Annotated in this window: 16 protein-coding genes and 1 pseudogene; 1 reads left to right on the forward strand and 16 read right to left on the reverse strand. The window is 71.3% G+C overall.

Annotated features, from left to right (window positions below):
- From ACG2DA_RS10265 to ACG2DA_RS10290, 6 genes are all read right to left on the reverse strand, one after another.
- On the reverse strand, positions 1–234 hold a 234-nt coding region (locus tag ACG2DA_RS10265; RefSeq protein WP_395255516.1), incomplete at its 3' end, for a hypothetical protein.
- A 1,010-nt stretch (positions 235–1,244) separates the two neighbouring features.
- Positions 1,245–1,793: a hypothetical protein gene (locus ACG2DA_RS10270; protein ID WP_395255517.1), complete on the reverse strand. Its 549-nt coding sequence runs from the start codon at positions 1,791–1,793 to the stop codon at positions 1,245–1,247.
- Positions 1,794–1,968: 175 nt separating this feature from the next.
- On the reverse strand, positions 1,969–3,936 hold the full coding sequence (locus tag ACG2DA_RS10275; RefSeq protein WP_395255518.1) for a hypothetical protein: 1,968 nt from the start codon (positions 3,934–3,936) through the stop codon (positions 1,969–1,971).
- A 67-nt stretch (positions 3,937–4,003) separates the two neighbouring features.
- Positions 4,004–5,113 (reverse strand): hypothetical protein, encoded by a 1,110-nt coding sequence (locus ACG2DA_RS10280; RefSeq protein ID WP_395255519.1) that lies wholly within the window; start codon positions 5,111–5,113, stop codon positions 4,004–4,006.
- Between the two features lie 84 nt (positions 5,114–5,197).
- A complete protein-coding gene (locus ACG2DA_RS10285; RefSeq protein WP_395255520.1) occupies positions 5,198–5,521 on the reverse strand; it encodes a DUF1580 domain-containing protein in 324 nt (107 codons plus the stop codon).
- A gap of 119 nt (positions 5,522–5,640) precedes the next feature.
- A complete protein-coding gene (locus tag ACG2DA_RS10290) occupies positions 5,641–7,257 on the reverse strand; it encodes a hypothetical protein (protein WP_395255521.1) in 1,617 nt (538 codons plus the stop codon).
- Positions 7,258–8,008: 751 nt separating this feature from the next.
- Here ACG2DA_RS10290 and ACG2DA_RS10295 point away from each other — a divergent pair.
- Complete coding sequence (locus ACG2DA_RS10295) at positions 8,009–8,359, forward strand: helix-turn-helix transcriptional regulator (RefSeq protein ID WP_395255522.1); 351 nt, start codon at positions 8,009–8,011, stop codon at positions 8,357–8,359.
- A gap of 111 nt (positions 8,360–8,470) precedes the next feature.
- Here the strand turns inward: ACG2DA_RS10295 and ACG2DA_RS10300 are convergent, their stop codons facing one another.
- From ACG2DA_RS10300 to ACG2DA_RS10345, 10 genes and pseudogenes are all read right to left on the reverse strand, one after another.
- A complete protein-coding gene (locus ACG2DA_RS10300) occupies positions 8,471–10,231 on the reverse strand; it encodes a V-type ATP synthase subunit A (RefSeq protein ID WP_395255542.1) in 1,761 nt (586 codons plus the stop codon).
- A 97-nt stretch (positions 10,232–10,328) separates the two neighbouring features.
- Positions 10,329–10,988: a DUF2764 domain-containing protein gene (locus tag ACG2DA_RS10305; RefSeq protein ID WP_395255524.1), complete on the reverse strand. Its 660-nt coding sequence runs from the start codon at positions 10,986–10,988 to the stop codon at positions 10,329–10,331.
- Between the two features lie 14 nt (positions 10,989–11,002).
- On the reverse strand, positions 11,003–11,641 hold the full coding sequence (locus ACG2DA_RS10310) for a hypothetical protein (RefSeq protein ID WP_395255525.1): 639 nt from the start codon (positions 11,639–11,641) through the stop codon (positions 11,003–11,005).
- Between the two features lie 226 nt (positions 11,642–11,867).
- Positions 11,868–12,308: pseudogene (locus tag ACG2DA_RS10315) on the reverse strand (ATP synthase subunit C); the annotation flags it as partial.
- A 1-nt stretch (position 12,309) separates the two neighbouring features.
- Complete coding sequence (locus ACG2DA_RS10320; protein ID WP_395255526.1) at positions 12,310–14,118, reverse strand: V-type ATP synthase subunit I; 1,809 nt, start codon at positions 14,116–14,118, stop codon at positions 12,310–12,312.
- 21 nt (positions 14,119–14,139) lie between these two features.
- The gene (locus ACG2DA_RS10325) at positions 14,140–14,772 is read right to left on the reverse strand and encodes a V-type ATP synthase subunit D (protein ID WP_395255527.1); all 633 of its coding nucleotides are present in this window, start codon (positions 14,770–14,772) and stop codon (positions 14,140–14,142) included.
- A complete protein-coding gene (locus ACG2DA_RS10330) occupies positions 14,769–16,163 on the reverse strand; it encodes a V-type ATP synthase subunit B (RefSeq protein ID WP_395255529.1) in 1,395 nt (464 codons plus the stop codon). The genes ACG2DA_RS10325 and ACG2DA_RS10330 overlap by 4 nt, the downstream gene beginning before the upstream one ends.
- Before the next feature lie 178 nt (positions 16,164–16,341).
- Positions 16,342–17,757, reverse strand: a complete 1,416-nt coding sequence (locus tag ACG2DA_RS10335; RefSeq protein ID WP_395255531.1) for a sulfatase-like hydrolase/transferase — start codon at positions 17,755–17,757, stop codon at positions 16,342–16,344.
- Between the two features lie 61 nt (positions 17,758–17,818).
- Positions 17,819–18,250, reverse strand: a complete 432-nt coding sequence (locus tag ACG2DA_RS10340) for a hypothetical protein (RefSeq protein ID WP_395255532.1) — start codon at positions 18,248–18,250, stop codon at positions 17,819–17,821.
- Positions 18,251–18,254: 4 nt separating this feature from the next.
- Positions 18,255–19,721, reverse strand: coding sequence for an NADH:flavin oxidoreductase (locus ACG2DA_RS10345; RefSeq protein WP_395255533.1), 1,467 nt, complete (start codon positions 19,719–19,721; stop codon positions 18,255–18,257).
- Between the last annotated feature and the right edge of the window lie 53 nt (positions 19,722–19,774).

Below are 19,774 nucleotides of genomic sequence, written 5' to 3' on the forward strand. Positions count from 1 at the left end.
GTGCTTGAAGTGACCGTCCCAGTACCCCCGGCCCCGCGCCCACGCCGGGGTCTCCCCGCCCCGACCCGCCCCCGGCGGGGGTCCGCCGTCCCGGCCCGCCCACGGCGGAGGACCGACGAACCCGCGGCGACCGTGACCGCTCTCGTCCTTCCAGTCGTCCGCCTGGGCCGGACCGGCGAACGCCAGCAGTCCGGCGAGGCTGCCGAGGGCGAGAACAAGCTTGAGGCGGGGCATATCGGAACTCCTCAGGTCGGGGACGTGTTGCGGGGACATTCTACCTCCGCAACGGATCGCCGGCCGCGGGACTGAACCGCGGATTAGAGAGGAAAAGCCCCCGCCCCCTTCTCAAGGAGCACGGCGTCGACCGGCTCGGAGACGACCGACCGGGCTCCCGAACTCCGGCCGCTCCGGGGCGCCGCCGCGAACCGCAAGCGGCCGGGGCCGGACGCCCGGGAGGTTCCCGAGGACTTCACGGTTCGGCCGAGGAGCGGGGCCACGCCGGTTCGCCGGGACGGCGACTCCCGGACCGTCCGACCGCGTCGGCGAGGTCGCGGAAATGGTCCCCGCGGAGTCCGTCGGGTTCGTGACGTCGTCGGCTGCGCAAACTCGGCGGGAGCGCCGGCCGGCCCCGCCCGGACGGGTCGCCGGAGCCGGATCTAGGCCGGCGAGGAGGTCATGCCGATCGTGACTCCGGCGGTCACGCCCTGCTTGGTCGTCAGGTTCCAGAACAGGACCCCGACCGGCGCCGGCGGGTCGGCTGACGTTGATCACCCGGGAGGCGACGCCCCGCAACGCGGCGATCGCGATGCCGAACAAGCCGTTCGCCGTCGGGAACCGCCCCCGCTCCGCCGGACCGGTTCGGTCGCGGGCCCGTGGTTCGGCGGACCGTGCGAGCCCGCCCCAGACCGGCGCCGGCGAGGAGCAGGCCGCCGACGGCACTCAGCACGATGGTGAAGGCCAACCCGGCGCTGCGGGCGAACGGTCGCTCTCCCGGAGGATTTCTGAGAACTGCGTCGTATGCGTCGACGCGACGGCGGTCTCCCCCGGCCTCCGACGCCCGGGAGACCGGCGGGCGGCCGAAAGCCGGGGGCTCCACGTCCGCCGGGACGGACGACGACCTCGGGCCGCCCTCGCGGGGAAAAGGCCGAGGGGAGCGGGGGCCTACGAAAAACCGCCGCCGGCGGCCGGGCGTCCCTGCGGACGATCCGGCGACCGACGGCGGCGGTGGAACGCATCAGCCGCGACTAGGGCTCCATCTCCTCCTCCCAGCGGTCGACGTGCAGGAGCATCTCCCGGACGTCCTGCGGGCGGAGCAGACCGTCGAGCGGCGCCGCGTCGAGGAGGGCCTCGGCCGCGGCCTGACGCTCGTACCGCCGGGCTTGCTCGTAGCCCGGGACGAGGAGCCGGTGAATCATGACGGCGGCCTCGAGGAACGGCAGGCCGTCGCAGTTGACCATCTTCAGCAGACGGCAGACCCCTTCGGCCCCGCAGACGTACGCGAGATGCTCGTCGCCCCAGGAGCAGTCGGCCGGCGGCGGGACGTAGCAGTCCGCGTGCCGGCCGCTGGGGGTGTAGGAGGCGTGATGGACGACCGTCAGGCGGGACCGCCGGGGCGGGCTGCCCGTGGGCACGGCGTGCGAGAGCCAGCGGAGCATCCCCTGCCCCGGCCGCTCGATCGGGACCCCGCAGGCGTCGCAGGTCAGGACGTTGGGGTAGTCGACCGGCCAGGGGGGAAGGTAGCCGTCGCGATCGACGCCGCCGGGGCCGTTCGCAGGAGTGTGGAGATGAGACATGGAAGTCCTCGGGGGTCAGGTGGGATTGAACGCCGAGCCGGACCGGCTCGGACGTGGGTGACGACGCGTCGACGCAATCGACGCAGTTTTCCGGCAAAACCGGGGGAGCTGACTTGGGGGCCGAAACGGGGGCGCCCGGACGTTCCGGCCGCCCCCGCTCAGGAGCCGCGGGGGGTCACGCCGCCGGGGCGCTGCGGGAGATGACGATCTCCCGCTTCTTGCCGCGGACGCGCGACACCTCGAGCCCCATCGAACGCAGGATCGGGGAGACCTTGGTCAGCTGCTGGCTGAAGCGCTGGGCGTTGCTCGGCCAGTTGCCGCGGTGGGCCTTGCGGTGGTGGTCGAAGTTCACCTTGCCGAACATCTCCGTGGGCGTGGCCCGCCACTCGAACGGCTCTTCGGGCTCGCCCTTGGCGACCCGCTCCGCGTTGCGCTTCTCGTGCTCGGCCTCCAACCGGGCGACCTGCTCCAGGAGCAACTGGACGGCCGGGAAGCCCTCCAGGACGTGGGCGTCGATTTCGCCGACCGCGGACCGGAGGGCCTTGAGCACGGACCCCGCAGCCAGCCCTAGGGCGGGTTCCGCGGCCGAGACCCGCACCGCGAAGTCTGCCATCCGGGGCAGATCGGTCGGGGCCGGCCGGCCGTCCGCCTCGGCCTTGAGCCCCGCCGCGACGCCGTTGAGCAACGCGGACAGCGCCGCGGGCATCGTCGCGTCCAGCCGCTTCGCCACCTCTGCCCGGCGCCGCCGGAGCGCTTTCGGCACGTTCTCGGCGTGCACGGGCAGCGTGCGGTCGATGAAGTCCGCGGCGCTGGCGTAGATCCCGATGCCGGTGGTGAGGATCGGGTTCTCGTAGGTCGCCAGCACCTCGTCCTCGTCGCTGTAGAGCTTCCGCTTGCCGCTGGCCGCCCCGGTGGCGACGCGGCAGAGGGCGTCGCTCAGCCAGGGCTTCATTTCGCCGAGATTGTCGAAGCCGATCACGTGCCCGTTGCACGCCGCGATGACGATGTCGTCCTCGTTTTTGGGCGGTTTACGCAACCCCGCCCCGGACGGATCGATCAGCCGCCTGAAGGCCGCCGCCCGGGTCGTCTTGATCGCCCCGTGCTCCCCGTACAGGAACAGGATCGGGTACGGCCCGGACGGCGACAGGCTGAAGCACAGCCACGCCGCGCTCAGGACCCGCGCGTCCCCCCGCAGGTGCAGCGCGTCGAGGAAGGGGGCGAGGTCGGCCTCGTCGGCGGGGGCCGGCTCGATCATCGGCTCCTGGCCGCTGGGCCGCAGGAACGCCACGGGGGACGTCTCGACGATCTCCCAGCCGTGCCGCGTGATCACGATCGCCCGCCGCTGCGGGTCGCCGAGGTCGATCACGATCGCCTTCTCGCCGCCTACCTCCGCCCACGCGGTGCGGACGTACACCGGTCGGAACTCGCCCTCGAAGTCGGCCTGGGCCTCGATCGTGTCGACGACCCGCTGCACGGTTTCGGCGGGCAGGCTGGCCCGGGCGGCGCCGAAATAGACGCCGCGGACGAACCGCCGGAACGGGGCGCCGGAGACCCGCAGGCACTCCTGCGGCCCGTCGCCGCCGTCGCGGAGCGGACGACGTACGACGGCGTACGCCACGTCGTTCGGCCCGAGGAACGGCTCGACCCGGTCCGCGATCAGCGCCAGCGGCCCCTCCGGGGCGGGACCGCCCGGCGGACCGGCCGCCGCGTCGAGCAGGACGGCCGCGTCGCCGGCCTGCCGGAGCGCGGCCATCACGCGGGCGACCGCCTCGTCCTGATCGTTCACGGCGCCGCCGACGATGTTGACGAAGGCCATGACGAACAGAAGCGAGAGCTGCTGGGCGGCCGCGTGACTGCCCGGATCGATGCGATCGCGGCCCAGCTCGACGTTCGAGCCGTCGGACAGAACCGACGTCGCGCAGAAGAGCTGCTTGTTGCCGCCCTCGGGGGGAGCGGCGTGGACGGCCACGGCGGGGGTGAGACCCTCGACCGTGACCGAGGTCGTCGCGGACCGGGCCGCGACCGCGTCGGGCGCCGCGGCGTTCGGCGGCGAGTCCGCCGGGACGCCGCCGGGGGCGGCGGCGGGATCGGGGGCGTCCGGCGGAGTACCGCCGTGCTGGGGGGAGTTGTTGGGACAGCTCACGAGTGTTCTCACGGTTGAGGAACAGGGGGAGTCCCGCCGGCGACTCGCCGTGCGGGGACGCGGTCGCCTAGCGGCGACGCGTGCGGGGCCGCCGGCGGGGTCGGGCCCACGCCGCGGCGATACAGGGGGGCGTCCCGGGGGGCGGGACGCGGGGATCGAAGAGGCCGAACAGGTCGGCGAACGCGGCCCCGTGGCCGCGACAGTCGAGGTGCCGGCAACCGGCGATCGGGGCGCCGTCCGGCGACTCCGCCACGAAGGCGGCGGCGTCCGTGTGGGTCGGGGTCCAGGGGCAGTCGGGCAACAGCCAGCTCCGCCCGCCGTCCCGCCGGACGGGCCCGAGGGCGTCGGGCAGATGCGTGGCGACGAACGTGTCGAGATCGAACGCACGGGGCGGGTCGACCGGTCGCGACGGCGTCGGCGTGAGCACCTTCGCCGGGGCGGCGCCGCAGACGAGGTCGATCGCTCGCTCCGGGGCCGCCGTCGGATTGGCGCCGACGACCAGTTCGCACGGCGTGGGCGTTCCCGAGGCCCCGGCGGCCGGCCGGACGAGAGTCCCCGGCCAAGGGAGCGGACGGGGGGCGTCCCCGGGGAAACCGATCACCGCCCCGGGAACGGGCGGAGACTTGATCGCGCGGAGGAACCGGCGGACGCGGCCGTCCCCGGGGGGCAGATTGGCCCAGTAGCTCAGGTAACGGACGTCGCCGTGGGCGAGACGGGCGGGGGCGGGGAAGCCGAAGGCCCTCAGCCCCGCGGCGACCCGTTCGGCGGCCTCGGCCGAGTCGACGGGAGTGACGTGGGACGGCCAGACCCGCGTCTTCCGATCGGTCGCGACGCGGACCGACAGCGCGAAGCGGCCCGCGAAATCGCTTTCGCCGAGGCAGCCGCCGCTCCAGCGCGGACCGTCCGCGGCGCGGTCCCGCCGGGCGTCGAACGCGGGGTCGACGGGGTCGAGGTAGACCCCCACGTTGAACCCGTCGAGCGACAGATCCGTCGCCCGCCGGGCGAGCCGCTCGCGATCGGCGAACACCTCCAGTCGGCGGTCGCCGCCGTCCGGCCGGACGGCGAGCAGGGCGTAGCTCCAGCCCGGCAGCAGCAGCCGGTCGGCGGCCAGGAGGCTGTGGGCGGGCTGGGGCGCGGCGTCGGCGGGGTTTGCGCCGTGAACGGGCTGACATACCATGGTCGTGTCTCCGAACAGGGGGACGGCCGCACCCCCGCCGCCCGGGTCTGCAACCGGGCGGGGGCGCGGTCTGGGGAAGAAGGGCTAGAGACCGGCGGCGTCGAGCTCGGCGGCGACGTCGTCGGCCCGGCGGGCCTTGGACTCGTCGGACGCGGCCGGCGGGGCGCCTGCGGCGGCCCGCTCAGCCAAGGCCTCCGTGAACTCCCGCACCGCGGCGGGGGTCGTCATCCAGGTGCGACCGGCCTTCCAGCCACGGAGCCGCACGCCCTGCACGCCAGTAGTGAGCCAGCGAGCGACCGAGCTACGATGAATCTTCTTCCCGCCCTTCTTCGGCAGGTGGTCCGGCACCCAGGAGAGGGCGGGGACCAGTTCGTCGTCGACGTACTTGCGGGTCTTCGGGGTCGGCATTTCTGACTCGGGTGCGGGGTATCGCGACCGGGGCCGTCCGGTCGCGTTCGAGCCCACACTCCGGTGACAGGCAATGACACGGCCGCCGATCCCGTGTCATTTCCGCCCCGCTCCGCGGACTACCCCGCCGCGTTGCCTAGCGACTCCTCGGTCAGCCGCACTTCACCCTCGTGAGAACGGGCCCTCACGACCCGCCCCGCCCCGTCGGCAAGGCCCGCTAAGACGGCGTCCAGCCTCGATGCCGCCGCCGCGACGGTGTTGGGGAGTACCCGAAGGCCCTTGCGAATCGGGACGGCGTCTTCGCCGATCCGCCCGCCGCCCACCGTGAACCCGCACCTCCCGGGGTTGGCGTTGATGACGTCGGCCGTCAGGTGCCCGCCATGTTCGCACAGCCTGCGAAACAACAGCCGCGCCTGCAGCTTCGTCTCCGGGATGACGACCGTCCGTTCACGCCACCGGACGACGCCGGCGGACGGGTCGTAGGTGATGCCGAACGGACCTTTGACCAGCGGCGGGGGAGACGGTGCGGCCGAGCCCCAGCGCTGGCGGGCGACGGCTTCGACCTCCTCGCCGAAGGTCTGCAACAGCGCCTGCCCGGCGCCGTCCAGCCAGCCGCCGGGGTCCGAGCCGGTCGGCGGCGGGAGCGCCGGCGGCTCGGGCACCTCGTCGGCGGGGAGCCCGGCCCTGACCGCCAGGTCCTCCGCCTCCCGGAGGACCGCCGGCTCGGGCCGGATCTCCCACGGCCCGGGCTCCGCGAACGATTGGGCCGGCAGGGGGACGAAGGCTTCGCGGAAGGCGTCTCGTCCGTAGAACGATCGCGGACTGCCCGACTCATCCCGGTCGACGGTCGCCCGCCACATCCGCCAGTGGCGACGCCGCTCACGGTAGTCGCGGACCCTGGCGACAAATTCGTTGAGGGCGGCCGCGGCCGCGGCCTGCAGTCGGGGCGGGAGATCCCGGCGGAGGGATAGCGCTCCGCGGATCTTGTCGGGATCGGCCTTTACGGCGTCGAGCGCTTCACGGTCCAGCGGCCAGCGACCGCACCGGGCGGTCCGCAGCACGACTCGATACGCCTTCGGAGGCAACTCGAGTTCCGCCGCCGACCGCCCCAGCTCGAAGGCGGCCGCCACGTCGGCCGGACCGTCCGCGAACACGCGACGCAAGTCTTGGGCGAACGCGTCGGCGGGCTCGACGTGCTTGCCGATTAAAGCGCGAAGGGCGTCGTGGGACGCCTCCCCGCGGTCCCACAGGGGGTCGACTGCCGGGGGCGATTCGCCCGGCGGCCGGGGATTCCAGCCCAGCTCGGCCCAGTACGTCTCTTCCTCGTCCCGCGGATAGAACGCTTCGTGCCAGCTCCCATGGTCTTGCTCCCGAACGGTCAAAAAGTCGTCGTCCTCCAGCCGCTCGAGGACGCGGCCGGCGGCGACCAGTCGGTCTCCGTCCAAGGCGGCCTCGCAGCAACGGCGGAACCACAGGTGCGGCGCTCGCAGGCCGGGTCCGACGCCGAGATCCGCGGCGGCCGGGGCCTCGTCGACGTCCCTCCGACCGATCTCCGGCTCCCCGAGCACGCCGACGCCGTGCAGCAGCGGGTCGAGACCGGCGAAGGCCCGCAGCCGAATTGTCAGCCGGCCGGCCTCGTACGCTGCCCCGGGCGGGGTGCCGAGCATCAGATCAGCCAATTGCGTCGGCCTCGGCCACTTCGGAAGGCGGTCGGGCGGGGCGGGATCGGCGGACACCCGGCTGGATCCTTAAAGCGAGAGGGGTCCGGGCGAGAGACCGGCTTGGCTGTTTCGGCCGGCCGAGGCCCGTGACAAATCCTGACAAAAACGGCCCCGACTGACACGCCCGGGCGGTCCCGGACGCCGGCGGGTGCGACTGGACGCGACGACCGCTTCGACTTACGGTGCCAGTCTCATCCCTGCCTCGGCAGGGTTGCGGGTGGTGCTACGGGGGAGGCCCCAAGTTCGCTTTACACGCAGAAGGTCGGGGGTTCGAGTCCCCCACCGCCCAGTTGACGACGGATACGAGCGGTCGAGGCCGCGTAAGGCGTTCGCGCCGCGTTCGCAGTAGGAGGATAGGCCGCTGTCCGCGTGCTCGAAGACGCTCCGGACGGTCAGGCGGCCCCGTCGGATCACCTTGGCGACCGCCGGAACGGCGACCGTCCGGTCGACCAGCCCGGCGCTCCGCCGACCTAGCACGTCCGCGTGGGTCTCCGGCGAACCGCCGACGCCGGCGATGCTCGGCCGTCTTCTTGCTGGGCGATCGCCGCGGCCGCTCCTTTCGCCGCAGGGGCCAAGGCTCCAGGAAGATTGCTTCGCGAACGCGCGGCTCTACGATCGCGGTCCGGCCGACCCGCTCGCCCGTTTCTCACGCATCCAGGCCGGAGTCCCTGTGACCGACCGATCCAGTCCGAAACCGCAGCCTCAAACAGGAGAAACGAGCGGTCGGCCGGGCGGAGCGGCGAAACGGCCGCGAAAGAGCGCGGTCGTGAAGTCGGCCGCCCGACCCGGCGGCCTTGCGAACGCCGCGGCCGCGACGCCGGCCAAGCCCGCTCCGGTCGAAACCTCGCGGTGGACGTTCCTCACGAACCACTCGCACGTCCTGTTACTGCTGGCGCAAGACCCCTCCATGGTGCTGCGGGAGGTCGCCGCCCGCGTGGGCATCACGGAGCGGGCCGTCCAACGGATCATTGCGGACCTGGAGGAAGGCGGCGTGCTGGAACGCGAAAAGGTCGGCCGCCAGAATCACTACCGCATCCACCCGGACGTCGCCCTGCGACATCCGGTCGAGGCCCACCGCACCGTCGGCGACCTGATCGCCCTCGTCGCCGAACGGTGATCCCCTCAGGACCGCAGTCGCCCCGCCCGCTCCCGGGCGATCGGCGGTCCGCGGGAACGGCCGAGGGTCCCCTGTCGTTCGGCAAAGCCGACGCCGGAACGCCGGGGCCGCTCAGGCCCGCGCGACTGCCTGGGCCTCCAGCGCGTCGATCTCCGCGAGCAGTTCCCGGTAGCGGGGGGAGCGCCACTCGCTGTAGTTCAGGTTCTTGAACAGCCCGGTCAGCTTCGTGAAGAAAGCGCGGACCTCCTCGTTGGTCGTGAAGTGCAGGTCCCGGGTGACGAGGCGGCGGATCAGTTGGAACGACTCTTTCTGCCGTTCCAGCGGGATCGAGACGTCCACCGGGTCAAAGGCGTCCTGCTGGAGGAAGACCATGTCCACGAACGTGGCCCGCTGGTAGTCCAGGTAGTCCTCCACGGTAACGCCTTCCTCGCCCGTCACCTGCATCATCTGATGAACCGCGTCACCGCGGTGCAGCAGTTCGGTCGTCGCCTTCACGGACTCCGTCCAGGTCGGGTCCATCGTCTCCGCGAGCTGCGGCTTGAGCTGGTCCAGATACCGCGACCAGGACATCAGCGGGTCGATCGCCGGGTAGAACCGCTTGTAGGCGCGGGCCGAGGAGAGGCCGAGGAAGCACTTCACCGCCCCCAGCGTCGACTGCGTGACGGGCTCCTCGAAGTTGCCGCCCGCCGGGGAGACGGTGCCGATCATCGTCAGGCTGCCGACGTCGCCGTCGTTCGCCCGGACGACGCCGGCCCGCTCGTACAGCCCCTTGATGGAGGAGTCGAGGTAGGCGGGGAAGGCCTCCTCGCCGGGGATCTCCTCCAACCGGCCGGAGGTCTCCCGCATCGCCTGGGCCCAACGGGAGGTGGAGTCCGCGATCAGCAGGACGTTCAGCCCCATCTGACGGTAGTACTCGCCGATCGTGATGCCCATGTAGATCGACGCCTCCCGGGCGGCGACGGGCATCGAGGAGGTATTGCAGATGACCACCGTCCGGTCCATCAGCTTGCCGTCGCTGCGGGGGTCGTCCATCTCGGCGAAGTCGACGAGAGTCTCCACAACCTCGCCGGCCCGCTCGCCGCAGGCCACGACGACGACGATGTCGGCGGCCGAGTAGCGGGACACGAGCCCCTGCAGCACCGTCTTGCCCGCCCCGAACGGCCCCGGGATGCAGGCCGTGCCGCCGAGGGCGATCGGGAAGAACGTGTCGATCAGCCGGATCGTGGTCGTGAGCACCTTGGAGGGGAACAGCCGCTCGGAATGACGCTGCCGCAGCAGCTTCGACGGCAGCGGGCTGCGAACCGGCCAGGCGTGCTGCATTGTCCACTCCCGCTCTCGCCCCCGGGCCGTGCGGACGCGGACGACCGGCGCGTCGGCCCGTTGCAGCCCTCTCGCGACCCACAGGACCTCCGCCGTTCCGACCAAGTCGAACGGCGCCATGATCTTGTGCGTGATATTGCGTTCCGGGACCGTGCCCAGCACGTCCCCGCCGCGGACCGTGTCGCCGACCTGCACGCTCGGCCGGAAGTCCCACTCGTCCTCCCCCGGGAGCGCCGGGGCGGAGCTGCCGCGGCGGAGGAAGAAGCCGTCCCGCTCCGCGAGCACGTTGAGCGGGTTCTGCAAACCGTCGAACACGGAGCCCAGCAAACCCGGGCCCAGCGCGGCGGGAAGGAGTTGCTTAGTCAGCTCGACGCGGTCGCCGACCTGGACGCCGCCGGTCTCCTCGAAGACCTGCATGTCCGCGGTGTTGCCGGCGATGCGCAGCACCTCGGACTTCAGGGCCTCCCCGCCGACGTGCACCAGCGCGACCTCGTTCTTCATCAGCGGCCCGTCCGCCTCGATCGTGACCACGTTGCCGGACACGCCGATCACGCGCGCCTCCCGCGCCGCGGGCCGCCCCGCGGCGCCGGCGGGCGGGCGGGAGTCGGGCGCCCCGCCGTCGGGGACGCGCAGGTCGGCGGCGGGGGCCTCAGAGGTCGAGGTGGGCGTAGTCACCGAGCGTGTCCTGAATCATGGTGTCGAAGCGTTTGCGGCCGGCCTCCGCGTCCCGGCTGGTCCAGCGGTGGATGATCTCCCACCGGGCCAGGTACAGGATCACCGCCTCCAGCGAGAACGTGAACTCCGTGGCGAGCCGACGCCACTGCCGCCAGGTGTGTTCGAACAGCGTGCGCTGAGCCGGCACGACCTGCCCGGCGGCCATCAGCCGCGCGAACGGCTCGATCCACGGCTGCCGGCCGCCCAGGCCGAAGGTCGGATCGGACCAGTGGCGGCGGATCGTTTCGCTCAGCTCCCCGAGCGGAACCGGTCCCGGCTCCCCGTCCCGCCGCCGGCGGAGCGCGCTGACGACGATCCGCACGTCCAGCCGGTGCCGGATGATTCGCAGCACGAGGGGGTGTTGGACCGATTTCAGATTCGCCAGTTCGCGGGCGACCTCCTCGTCGGTGCGGTCCAGCGGCTGGCGATCCCAGTCGAAGAAGTCGGCGAGTTGCCGCACCGTCGCGGCGTCTTCCGGGCTCAGCTGCCCGAGGCGTTCGGCCAGCTGCCGCCGGGAGATCGGCGGGCGCTCCACGTCGAAGTGCGTTGGCAGCGCCGGCAGGCTGGCGATCAGCGTGTAGTAGTCCGTCGTCACGCCCGCGGTTCCGCTCAGACGTCCAGAATCGCGCGGAACCGCGGCGAGAGGCGGCTGAGCAGCACGTGGGTCAGCGTCTCGTCGGTCAGATCGACCTCCAGTCCGCCGTCCACCACCTGCACCCGCACGCCCGGCACGTCGCTGTCGACCACCTCGAACGTGAAGCCGTCCCGCAACGATTGGCCGGCGAGCGACTCGGCGAATCGCTGCAGCGCCGCGTCGCTCTCCAGCGAAGGATCGTCGTCGAGCAACTGGACGTTCAGCCGGTCGGCGTCGTCCGGCACGGCCTGGCGGGCGATCTCCAGGATCAGCCGCCGCAGGAACTCCTCGTCCTGCAGGGAGTGCGAGACGAGCCGGTGCAAGGTCCGCTTGCAGTTGTCCCGCAGCGCTTCGGTGAGCTCCAAAATGGAATCGCGCCCGGCGAGCCGGATCGCCTCCTCGCCGGCCCGGCGGGTGCGATCCGCCTCGGTTTGCGCCTCCTTGAGCATCGCGTCGGCCCGCTCCTTCGCGTCGTCGAGGATCTCCATCGCCTGCCGGCGGGCCGCCTCCAGCACGGCGTCCGCCTCGTTCTGCCCCTTGTCGACGCCCTCCCGGCGCAGCCGGTCGATCAGTTGCTGGACGCCGGAGGCTTCTGCGGGGGTCGAGTCTGCCATGGCCTGTGCGGGGGGGAGGAAGCCGAAGTGTGCGGGAGCCGGGACCGGGTGTCGACCGTCAGTCGGAAAGGCCGGCGCCGGGGAGGGCGGCGTCGGCGTCGAGTTCCAGGGGGGCGTCGGATTCGAGGGCGCCCTCGTACGTGTCGGCCTCGTCCGGGTCGACCGCGGCGGGGACGGCGGCCCCGGGGACGGCCCCGCCGCCAGTCTCGACGGCCTCGGCGCCGCCGGGAATGCCGGCGGAGACCACTAGGGCGAAGATGAAGGCGAACACGGCGAAGCCCTCCACGATCGCCGCCGGCGCCGCCGACAGTCCGAACACCTCCGGTTTGCTCTTGCTGGCGACGATCGCCGAGGCGCAGCACAGCCCTTGGTACATCGCGCTGAACAGCAGCACGACGCCGCAGAGCACGCCCACCGCGAACAGTCCGCCGGCCGCCTCGACGGTCACGACTCGGTTCAGCGAGAACATCACGACGATGCCGTAGATGATCTGCGAACTGGGCAGCGCGGAGAGCCCCACCAGCCGGCCGTAGCCGCTTTCCACGTCCAGCATCGCCCCGCAGGCGGCCTGCCCGGCGCGGGCGCAGCCGATCACGCTGCCGATCGCCCCCAGGGCCGTCGGGCCGTAGATCCCGGCCCAGCCCAGCATCACCCAAAAACTATCCATCTCAGTTCGTCGCTTTCTTGGTGAAGGGTCGGAACGGGTATCCCTCGTCGTTCAGACTCCAGTTAAAGAACTCAATGCAGTTCAGCCGCAGGCCGTGCACCACCCCGCCCATCAGGCCCAGCAGGATGTTGATTCCGTGTCCGGCCACGAGGATGACCAGGGCGAGCGCCACGCCCGCCCCGCCCGCTCGGAAGGACTGCGAGGCGAGATCGTTGAAAGTGATCGCCAGTTGGGCGCTCGCCAGCCCGAGAGCGAACAGCCGCAGGTAGCTCAGCACGTCGCCGAAGGCTTTCGTCAGGTTGGGGATCTGCATCGCCCCGTCGACCAGCCGCAGGGCCTGCGTTTTGGGGCTGAACGACAGCAGCGGGCGGTCGCTGCTGAACAGCAGCACGAGGACCGCCCCGGCGATCACGGCCGGCATGCCGACTTCGGCGAACGCCGCGGCCCCGGTCATCGCCCCGGCGCCCCACAGGAACCCGCCCACGATCACCGCGGCCCAGCCGAGGTGCCCCAGCACGCGGGAGGAGCCCCGACGGTTCCACGCCGCGATCAGGTTCGCCAGCGTGAGGTGGGCCGCCCCGATCGCCACGGAGATCGCCATCATCGCGTTGCGGTCCTCCGTCATCGGCCGGCCGTCGACGTAGACCCTCAGCCGGTCCAGCAGCGAATCGGGCGGCGGCTCCAGCCCGAAGTAGCTGCCCGCCGCCACCCCGTAGGCCACGGTGAAGCTCACCAGGCCGACCGCCAGGTTGCGGAACCGCCGGGACGACCGCGTCTTGCTCAATCGGCCCCAGAACAGCAGCAGGCCGAGCCCGAGCACGAGCCCGTAAGCCGCGTCCGAGACGATCATCCCGAAGAACAGGGCGAACGACAGGTAGACGACCAGGGTCGGGTCCCAGGCGCGGTAGCCCGGCGTGATGTAGAAGGTCACGCAGCCCTCCGCCCCGGCGACGCGGTCCGGGTTCTGCAACAGCGTCGGCGGGGCGTCGGCCGGCGCCGGGGCCTCGACCGTCAGGGCCAGCCCGCGGCGGTCGCAGAACGCCCGGACGTCCGCCACGGCGACGCGGGGCGCCCAGCCCCGCAGGGCGAATACGTCTTCGTCGGTCCAGGCGGCGGCGGCCGCGGCGGCCTGGGCGACCACGTCGTCGGCCCGGTCCATCTCCAGCCGCAGCGGGTCCCGCCAGCGGGTCTGGCTCACCCGCCGCCAGTGGGCCTCGTCCAGCTCCCGCTCGACGGCCGCCAGACGCTCCCGCAATTGGGAGAGCGACCGCGGGTCCAGTTCCACGTTGCGGAACGGGATCGCGGCGGGAGACTCCGCTACGGCCACGACGTAGGCGAACTGCCGGTCCCGCCGGACGATTTCCCACACGGCGTCCCGCGGCAACTCGTCCGTCCGCTTCACCGGGACGAGGTAGAACCACAGCCGATTCGCCCCGAGGGCGCCCTCCGGCGGGCGTTCGAAGTCGCCCCACGGCTCCAGCGCGGCGATCTTCTCCTGAAGGTCGTCCCGTTCGTCCGCCAGCGTCTCCTCGGCGTGTTTCGTCGCCAGCACCTCCGCCGTGACCGCCGCCCGGTCGAACGGCCCGGCGCCCGGCGCCGGCGGGCGTTGGACCGGGCAGGCGTCCAGGTAGCGGAGCGCCTCGCGGGTCTCCTGACTCACCGGCTCGGCCGCTCGCCCCGGCGCCGCCTCCGCGGTCTCGCTCAGCGGGACCAGGTGCAAACAGCCCAATTCCTGCAGGCCGAGGATCGTCTCGGACTTCTGCGAGGCGGGACCGAAGACGGTCAGCTTATCGAGGGCGACGATGGCCATGGCGAACGGGGACGCGGCCCCTCAGCTCCGTTCCCCGAGGAGATCCGCGTCCGCGGGGGCTGACCGCTTCCGTTTGGCGATCTTCGACCGCACCACCGCCGCCCGGTCCTGGTCGGACAGGGCGATACGGATGCGGCCGATGTTCTCCGCGGCGGTCGGGATGAGCACCTTCTCGAACAGGTTGACCCGCTGGGCGATCTTGCGGGACGCCGCCTCCAGCGCCCGCTCGCGGGCCGCGGCGACCTGCCGCCGCACCCGCAGGCGGGCCAGGCCCTCCAGGGTGTCGACGACGGCGTCCACCCAGAACGGCAGCGCCAACGTGGAGTAGGCGACCCGCTCGAACTCCACCGCCTCGACCGTCGGCACGCTGACCCCGACGACGTTCTCCTCCCCCAGCGACACCTCCCGCACCCGCAGCAACCGGGCGAGGTCCCGCGTCGGGATCGTCGAACCGCCCAACAGCGAGAGCAGCGGCTCGGAGTCGGCGTCCAGGGCCGCGATCTCCGCGTCCGCCTCGGCCAGTTCCCGCTGGGCCGTCCGCCACGCCGCCAACAGTTGCTGGCGCTTCAGTTCCAGCGACGGCAGATAGCGGCGGTACAGCGCAAGCTTGTCCCGCTGCTGCTTGAGCGAGTTCTTGTTCAGGGCGACCTTCACGCCGGCCTCCCGTCCGCCGGAGCGGCGGTCGCGGCGGTCGCGGGGGCCTCGGCGGGCGCCGCGGCTGACGCGGGCGCCGTCGGGTAGTACTTGTCGACGAGCTCCTGCTTCATGAGCAGTTCCTCCGGCTCGAAACACTCCGCGAGCGTCGTCCAGCAGAGGTCGAGCGCCTCGGCGAACGGCACGGAGACGCTCACGTCCATGAACCGGGCTTTGAACAGCTCGCCGAACTTGAGCAGCTTGCGGTCGCGGTCGGACAGGTCGAAGGCCATCGCCTGCTTCTGCTGGGCGTCCTTGGCCCCGGAATACAGGCGGATCATCGTGTTCATCAGCTGGCCGTGGTCCTCCCGCGTCGTCTTGCCGACGACCTGCTGCTTGAGCCGGGAGAGCGAGCCAAACGGGTCAAGCACGCCGTCGTGCAGGTAGAACTGCCCCTCGGTGATGTAGCCGGTGTTGTCCGGCACGGGGTGGGTGACGTCGTCCCCGGGCATCGTGGTGACCGTCAGCGCCGTGACGGACCCGGCCCCCTCGTAGTCGCAGGCCCGCTCGTACCGGACGGCGAGCTGGCTGTAGAGGTCGCCCATGTAGCCGCGGGTGGCCGGGACCCGCTCCATGGACGTGCCGATCTCCTTCAGCGCGTCCGCGTACGCGGTCATGTCCGTCAGCAGGACGAGGACCCGCTTGTTCTGTTCGACGGCGAACCGCTCCGCGACCTTCAGGGCCATGTCCGGGACGAGCATCCGCTCCACGATCGGATCGGACGCCTGGTTGACGAACATCACCGTCCGCGAGAACACGCCCTCGTCCTCGAAGGTCGTGCGGAAGAAGTGGTAGTCGTCGAAGACCAGCCCCATCCCGCCGAACACGACGATTTCGGCGTCCGCCTGGATGCCGATGCGGGCCAGCAGCGGATTGTAGAGCTCGCCGGCGACAGAGAAGATCGGGATCTTCTGGCTTTCGACCAGGCAGTTGAAGACGTCGATCATCGGGATGCCGGTCTCGATCATCCGGCTGGGCACGACCCGCTTGACCGGATTGACCGACGGTCCCCCGATCTCCACACGCCGGTCGCCCCGCAGCGACGGCCCGCCGTCGATCGGCCGGCCGGCCCCGTCGAACACCCGGCCGAGAACGTTTTCGGAGAAGGTCACCTCCGACCCCCGCCCGGTGAACCGCACGCGGGCGCCGGTGGAGAGCCCCTTCCCGCCGGCGAACACCTGCAGCGAGACCTCCTCGCCGGCGATCTTGACCACCTGGGCCAAGGACGGCTCCTCCTCCCCGTCGTTCTCCACCAGCGCCAAATCGTTCAGCCCCACGTCCTCGGCCCGCACGGTGAGGACGTCGCCGTTGATGGCGAGAACGCGGGTGAAGTACGTGAGGTCCTGGATCATTCGTCCGCCGATGTCTTCCCAACCCCCGGGGGGCGGGCGTGCCGTGATTCACTCCGACGTTCCGATGGCCGGGACGGTACCGACGGCCCGAACGGGCCGCAAACGCACCGCGGTGCGGAAGGAAAAAGGTTGCGCCCCCGCGCCGTTCCGTCCGGCCGCGGCTCGACCCCCGAACGCCCTACTCCGCTTCCTGGAACGACCACTCGGGGCCTTCGTCGCGGGCGGAGCGGTGCAGTTCGATCAGGCGGTCGGCTAACCGATCCCGGTCCTCCGGCCGCGTGCCCGCCAGATCCCAGTATTGCCGGAGGTCGCGGCGGGTGTCGTAGAGTTCGAAGCGGCCCAGCTCGGTCGCCTTGATGACGGGCATGGAGGCCGGCCCCACGTTGCCGCCCCCGGGAACGCCGGGCCGGTCGCGGCGGCCGAGCAGCACCAGATCGCCCTCCCGCAACGCCGCGACCGGTCCGCCCAGGGCTCGGTAGTAGCTCCAGAAAAGCGGTTGCGCGCGTTTCAGCGGCGCCTCATCGGCGAGCAGCCCGGCGAGGCTCGCACCGTCGAGCGGCCGGTCCTCCGGCAACGGCGTGCCGGTCAGTTCGCAGAGCGTCGGCAGCAGATCGACGGCCCCAACCGGTTCATCCTCGACCCGCGGGGCGATCCGCCCCGGCCAACTGACGATCCCCGGCACGCGGATGCCGCCCTCGTACAGCCAGAGCTTCATCCCCCGCAATTCACCCGGGGACCCGTAGCTGCGGTTCGCCGTCCGGTAGCGGTTGAGCGTCTCGGGGCCGTTATCCGACGTGAAGATCACCACCGTGTTCTCCTGCAGGCCCCGCTCGTCGAGGGCGTCCAGCAGCGCCCCGACGGCCCGGTCCATATTCGCCACGTTGGCGAAATATTCCGCCTCCCCCGGGGTGCGGCTGTCCGTTTCGTACCGTTCGGTCAGTTCCTCTGGGCTGGCGATAGGCTCGTGCGGTTCGTGGAACCAGACGTTGAGGTAGAAGGGGTTCTCCGAGTCGGCCCGGTCGTCCAACCAGCGGATCGCCTCCGCGGCGACGAGGTTGCAGGAGTAGCCCTCCAGATCGCCGACTTCCTCGCCGTCGGACACGAAGTTGGAGGGATTGCGGTGCGAGGGGGAGGCATTGTTCTGGGTGGCGAACCAGTGGTCGAAGCCGTGGTCGCCGGGCTGGGGTTGAGCCGCCCGATTGAACTTGCCGTTGAGGTGCCACTTTCCGACGTGGCAGGTGTCGTAGTCGGCGTCGTTCAACAACGAGGAGATCGTCGGTTCGTCCGCCCGCAGGTGCACCTCGGAGCCGTGGGGGATCCAGTCGTACACGCCCGAGCGGTCCGGCGTGCGGCCAGTCATCAGGCCGGCCCGGCTGGGCGAGCAGACCGGGCTGCTGGAGTAGAAGTGGGTGAACCGCATCCCGCCGGCCGCCAGCGCGTCCAGCCGCGGGGTCTCGATGACGGGGTGCCCGTAGCAACCGAGATCGCCGTAGCCGAGGTCGTCGCAGAGGATCAGCAGGACGTTCGGCCGCTCGCCGTCGGTCGCCGGCGGCGCGACGATGGGAAGAGCAAGTAGCAACAGGGCGGCGGGCATCGGGCGATTCCGAAAAGGGGGCGGGCGAACCCATCCTGACAAATCGATGGGTTTTCTGCCGCTACACCCATTGCCATGCCGCCCCGGGCGGGAGCGAGTCCGCCTCGCAATAGTGACGAGCGATGCAGACGGCCTCTTCGCCAGGCCAGACGCGATCCGCGGTCGTGACGAACCCCTGATCGGACCGCCACACGCAGACCTCCTCGCCGGCGGCCTCCCCGGGAGCGTCGGTACGGCATGCCTCCAACCACCATCCGGAGTCGTCGGCGATTTGCAGGTGGAAGCGCTCGTCGCCGCCGCACACCGTCATGATCTCTCGATCCGAGACGTTTTCGTGCCGCTGGAGCGTCACCAGCGGCCGCTCCCAAGGATGCATCGCACGGACGGCCGCTTCGATTTGCTCCCACGTCGGCGACGGCGTCGTCTCGCAGCGCCAGTTTCCCAGAGTCGGTTCCGGCGGGTAGAAAACGCGATGGAGCTGCGCGATCCGCACGGCGTCACTTCCTCGAGGCCGCGTCGGAGAGCTTCGCCTTCACCTCTTTATAAATCGGATCGTACACCTCCCGATCGAAGGGCGGGCAACCGGTGGGGTATTGGCCCAGCGGGTGGTCCTTCGTTCGCATGATGTTCGTGCAATAGCTGAACGTGCGGCAGACCTGCTTGCGGTTCAACTTGCCGGACTTTTTCAGGGTGCGGGCGAAGTCCGGGTGGGAGAGCGAACCGCGGCCGTAGCCGACGAGGTCGCATCGTCCGGCGGCGACGTTCGCCGCGGCCGCGGCGAAGGCGTAGTCCTGCAACCAGCTGTATCCGCTGCCGACGACGGGCACCCGCACGCCGTCCGGCGTAACCGCCGATTCCTGCACCGCGGCGGTGAGGGTGAAATGGCGGTGAATGCCGACGAGCGGGTGCTCCGGCTGCAGATAGCCGTCCGTCGGCGGGAGTTCGGCCGGCCGCACCAGATGCGGGCAGGCGTAGGGGTTGCCGCTGGAGACGTTCAACAGGCTCACGCCCCACGCGGCCAAATCGGCGGCGAGCCGGCGGGGCTCCTCCGTGGCCGGCTTGGCGTGGTCGTGCGGGTCCGTGCCGAAGCTGTTGGTCAGCGGCGCGGCGTGCTCGTCCGGTTCGCCCAAACCGTCGGCGCCTTTATGAAAGGGCACGCCGTCGTAAGCGTTAAATCGACTCGCGATGAGGAGGTCCGGGATCTCCGCTCGAATCCGACCGATCAGTTCGCGAACGAACCGGGTGCGATTTTCGTAGCTCCCGCCGTACTCGCCGGGGCGGTTCGACGCCGCCAATAATTCGCAGAGCAGGTACTTGTGGCACTGCTTCACGTCGATGAAGTCGCAGCCGACTTCCCGGGCGAGTTTCGCCGCCGCGACGAACTGATCCTGAATGCGACGCAGGTCGTCGTCGGAGAGGATCGCAAAGTCGTCACCGATCGGCTTGCCGGTCGCTCTATCGACCGTGCGGGGATCCAACAGCGGGTCGCGGACAGGGATCAACGGGCCGCGAAAGCTATAGCGGCCGGAGTGCGTCAGTTGCAGGCCGACCAGCAGGTCGCCGTCGTCCCCGCAGGCGGCCCGGTGCTCCTCGCGGCAGCCGGCGAGCATGTCCGCAATCTCGGACGCGGAGTGGTCCGCCAGCCAGAGCTGCCGCGGGTTCATTCGGCCGTCGTCGGCGACGGCCGTCGCTTCGCCCCAGATCAGCTTGGCCTCGCCGGCCCCGAAGCGACGGTAGCGGCGGTAGGTCAGCTCGTCCGGCCGGCCGTCCGGCGTGCCGTCGCAGCCCTCCATCGGCTGGACCGCCAGCCGATTGCCCAACCGCCGCGGGGCTCCGCCGGGGACGGGGACGTCCAGCGGTTCGAACAGCGGGGCGAGGTCGTCCGCCAGTTCGATCGGGACGCCGCGCTCCGCGGCGTCGTCGATCAGATCGGCGGGGGATTTGTACTTGAAATAACGGGCCACGGGGCGCTCCGGAAGATTGGCTTCCGGAGTCTACCCGATGTCCGCGGCGACGC

Origin of the sequence: Alienimonas sp. DA493, from assembly GCF_043951915.1 — a bacterium.
Classification (GTDB): Bacteria; Planctomycetota; Planctomycetia; order Planctomycetales; family Planctomycetaceae; genus Alienimonas.

Coding starts and splice junctions, on each gene's coding strand:
- ACG2DA_RS10270 (WP_395255517.1), bottom strand. CDS start 1,793: ATGTCTCATCTCCACACTCCTGCGAACGGCCCCGGCGGCGTCGATCGC.
- ACG2DA_RS10280 (WP_395255519.1), bottom strand. CDS start 5,113: ATGGTATGTCAGCCCGTTCACGGCGCAAACCCCGCCGACGCCGCGCCC.
- ACG2DA_RS10285 (WP_395255520.1), bottom strand. CDS start 5,521: ATGCCGACCCCGAAGACCCGCAAGTACGTCGACGACGAACTGGTCCCC.
- ACG2DA_RS10310 (WP_395255525.1), bottom strand. CDS start 11,641: ATGGCAGACTCGACCCCCGCAGAAGCCTCCGGCGTCCAGCAACTGATC.
- ACG2DA_RS10320 (WP_395255526.1), bottom strand. CDS start 14,118: ATGGCCATCGTCGCCCTCGATAAGCTGACCGTCTTCGGTCCCGCCTCG.
- ACG2DA_RS10330 (WP_395255529.1), bottom strand. CDS start 16,163: ATGATCCAGGACCTCACGTACTTCACCCGCGTTCTCGCCATCAACGGC.
- ACG2DA_RS10335 (WP_395255531.1), bottom strand. CDS start 17,757: ATGCCCGCCGCCCTGTTGCTACTTGCTCTTCCCATCGTCGCGCCGCCG.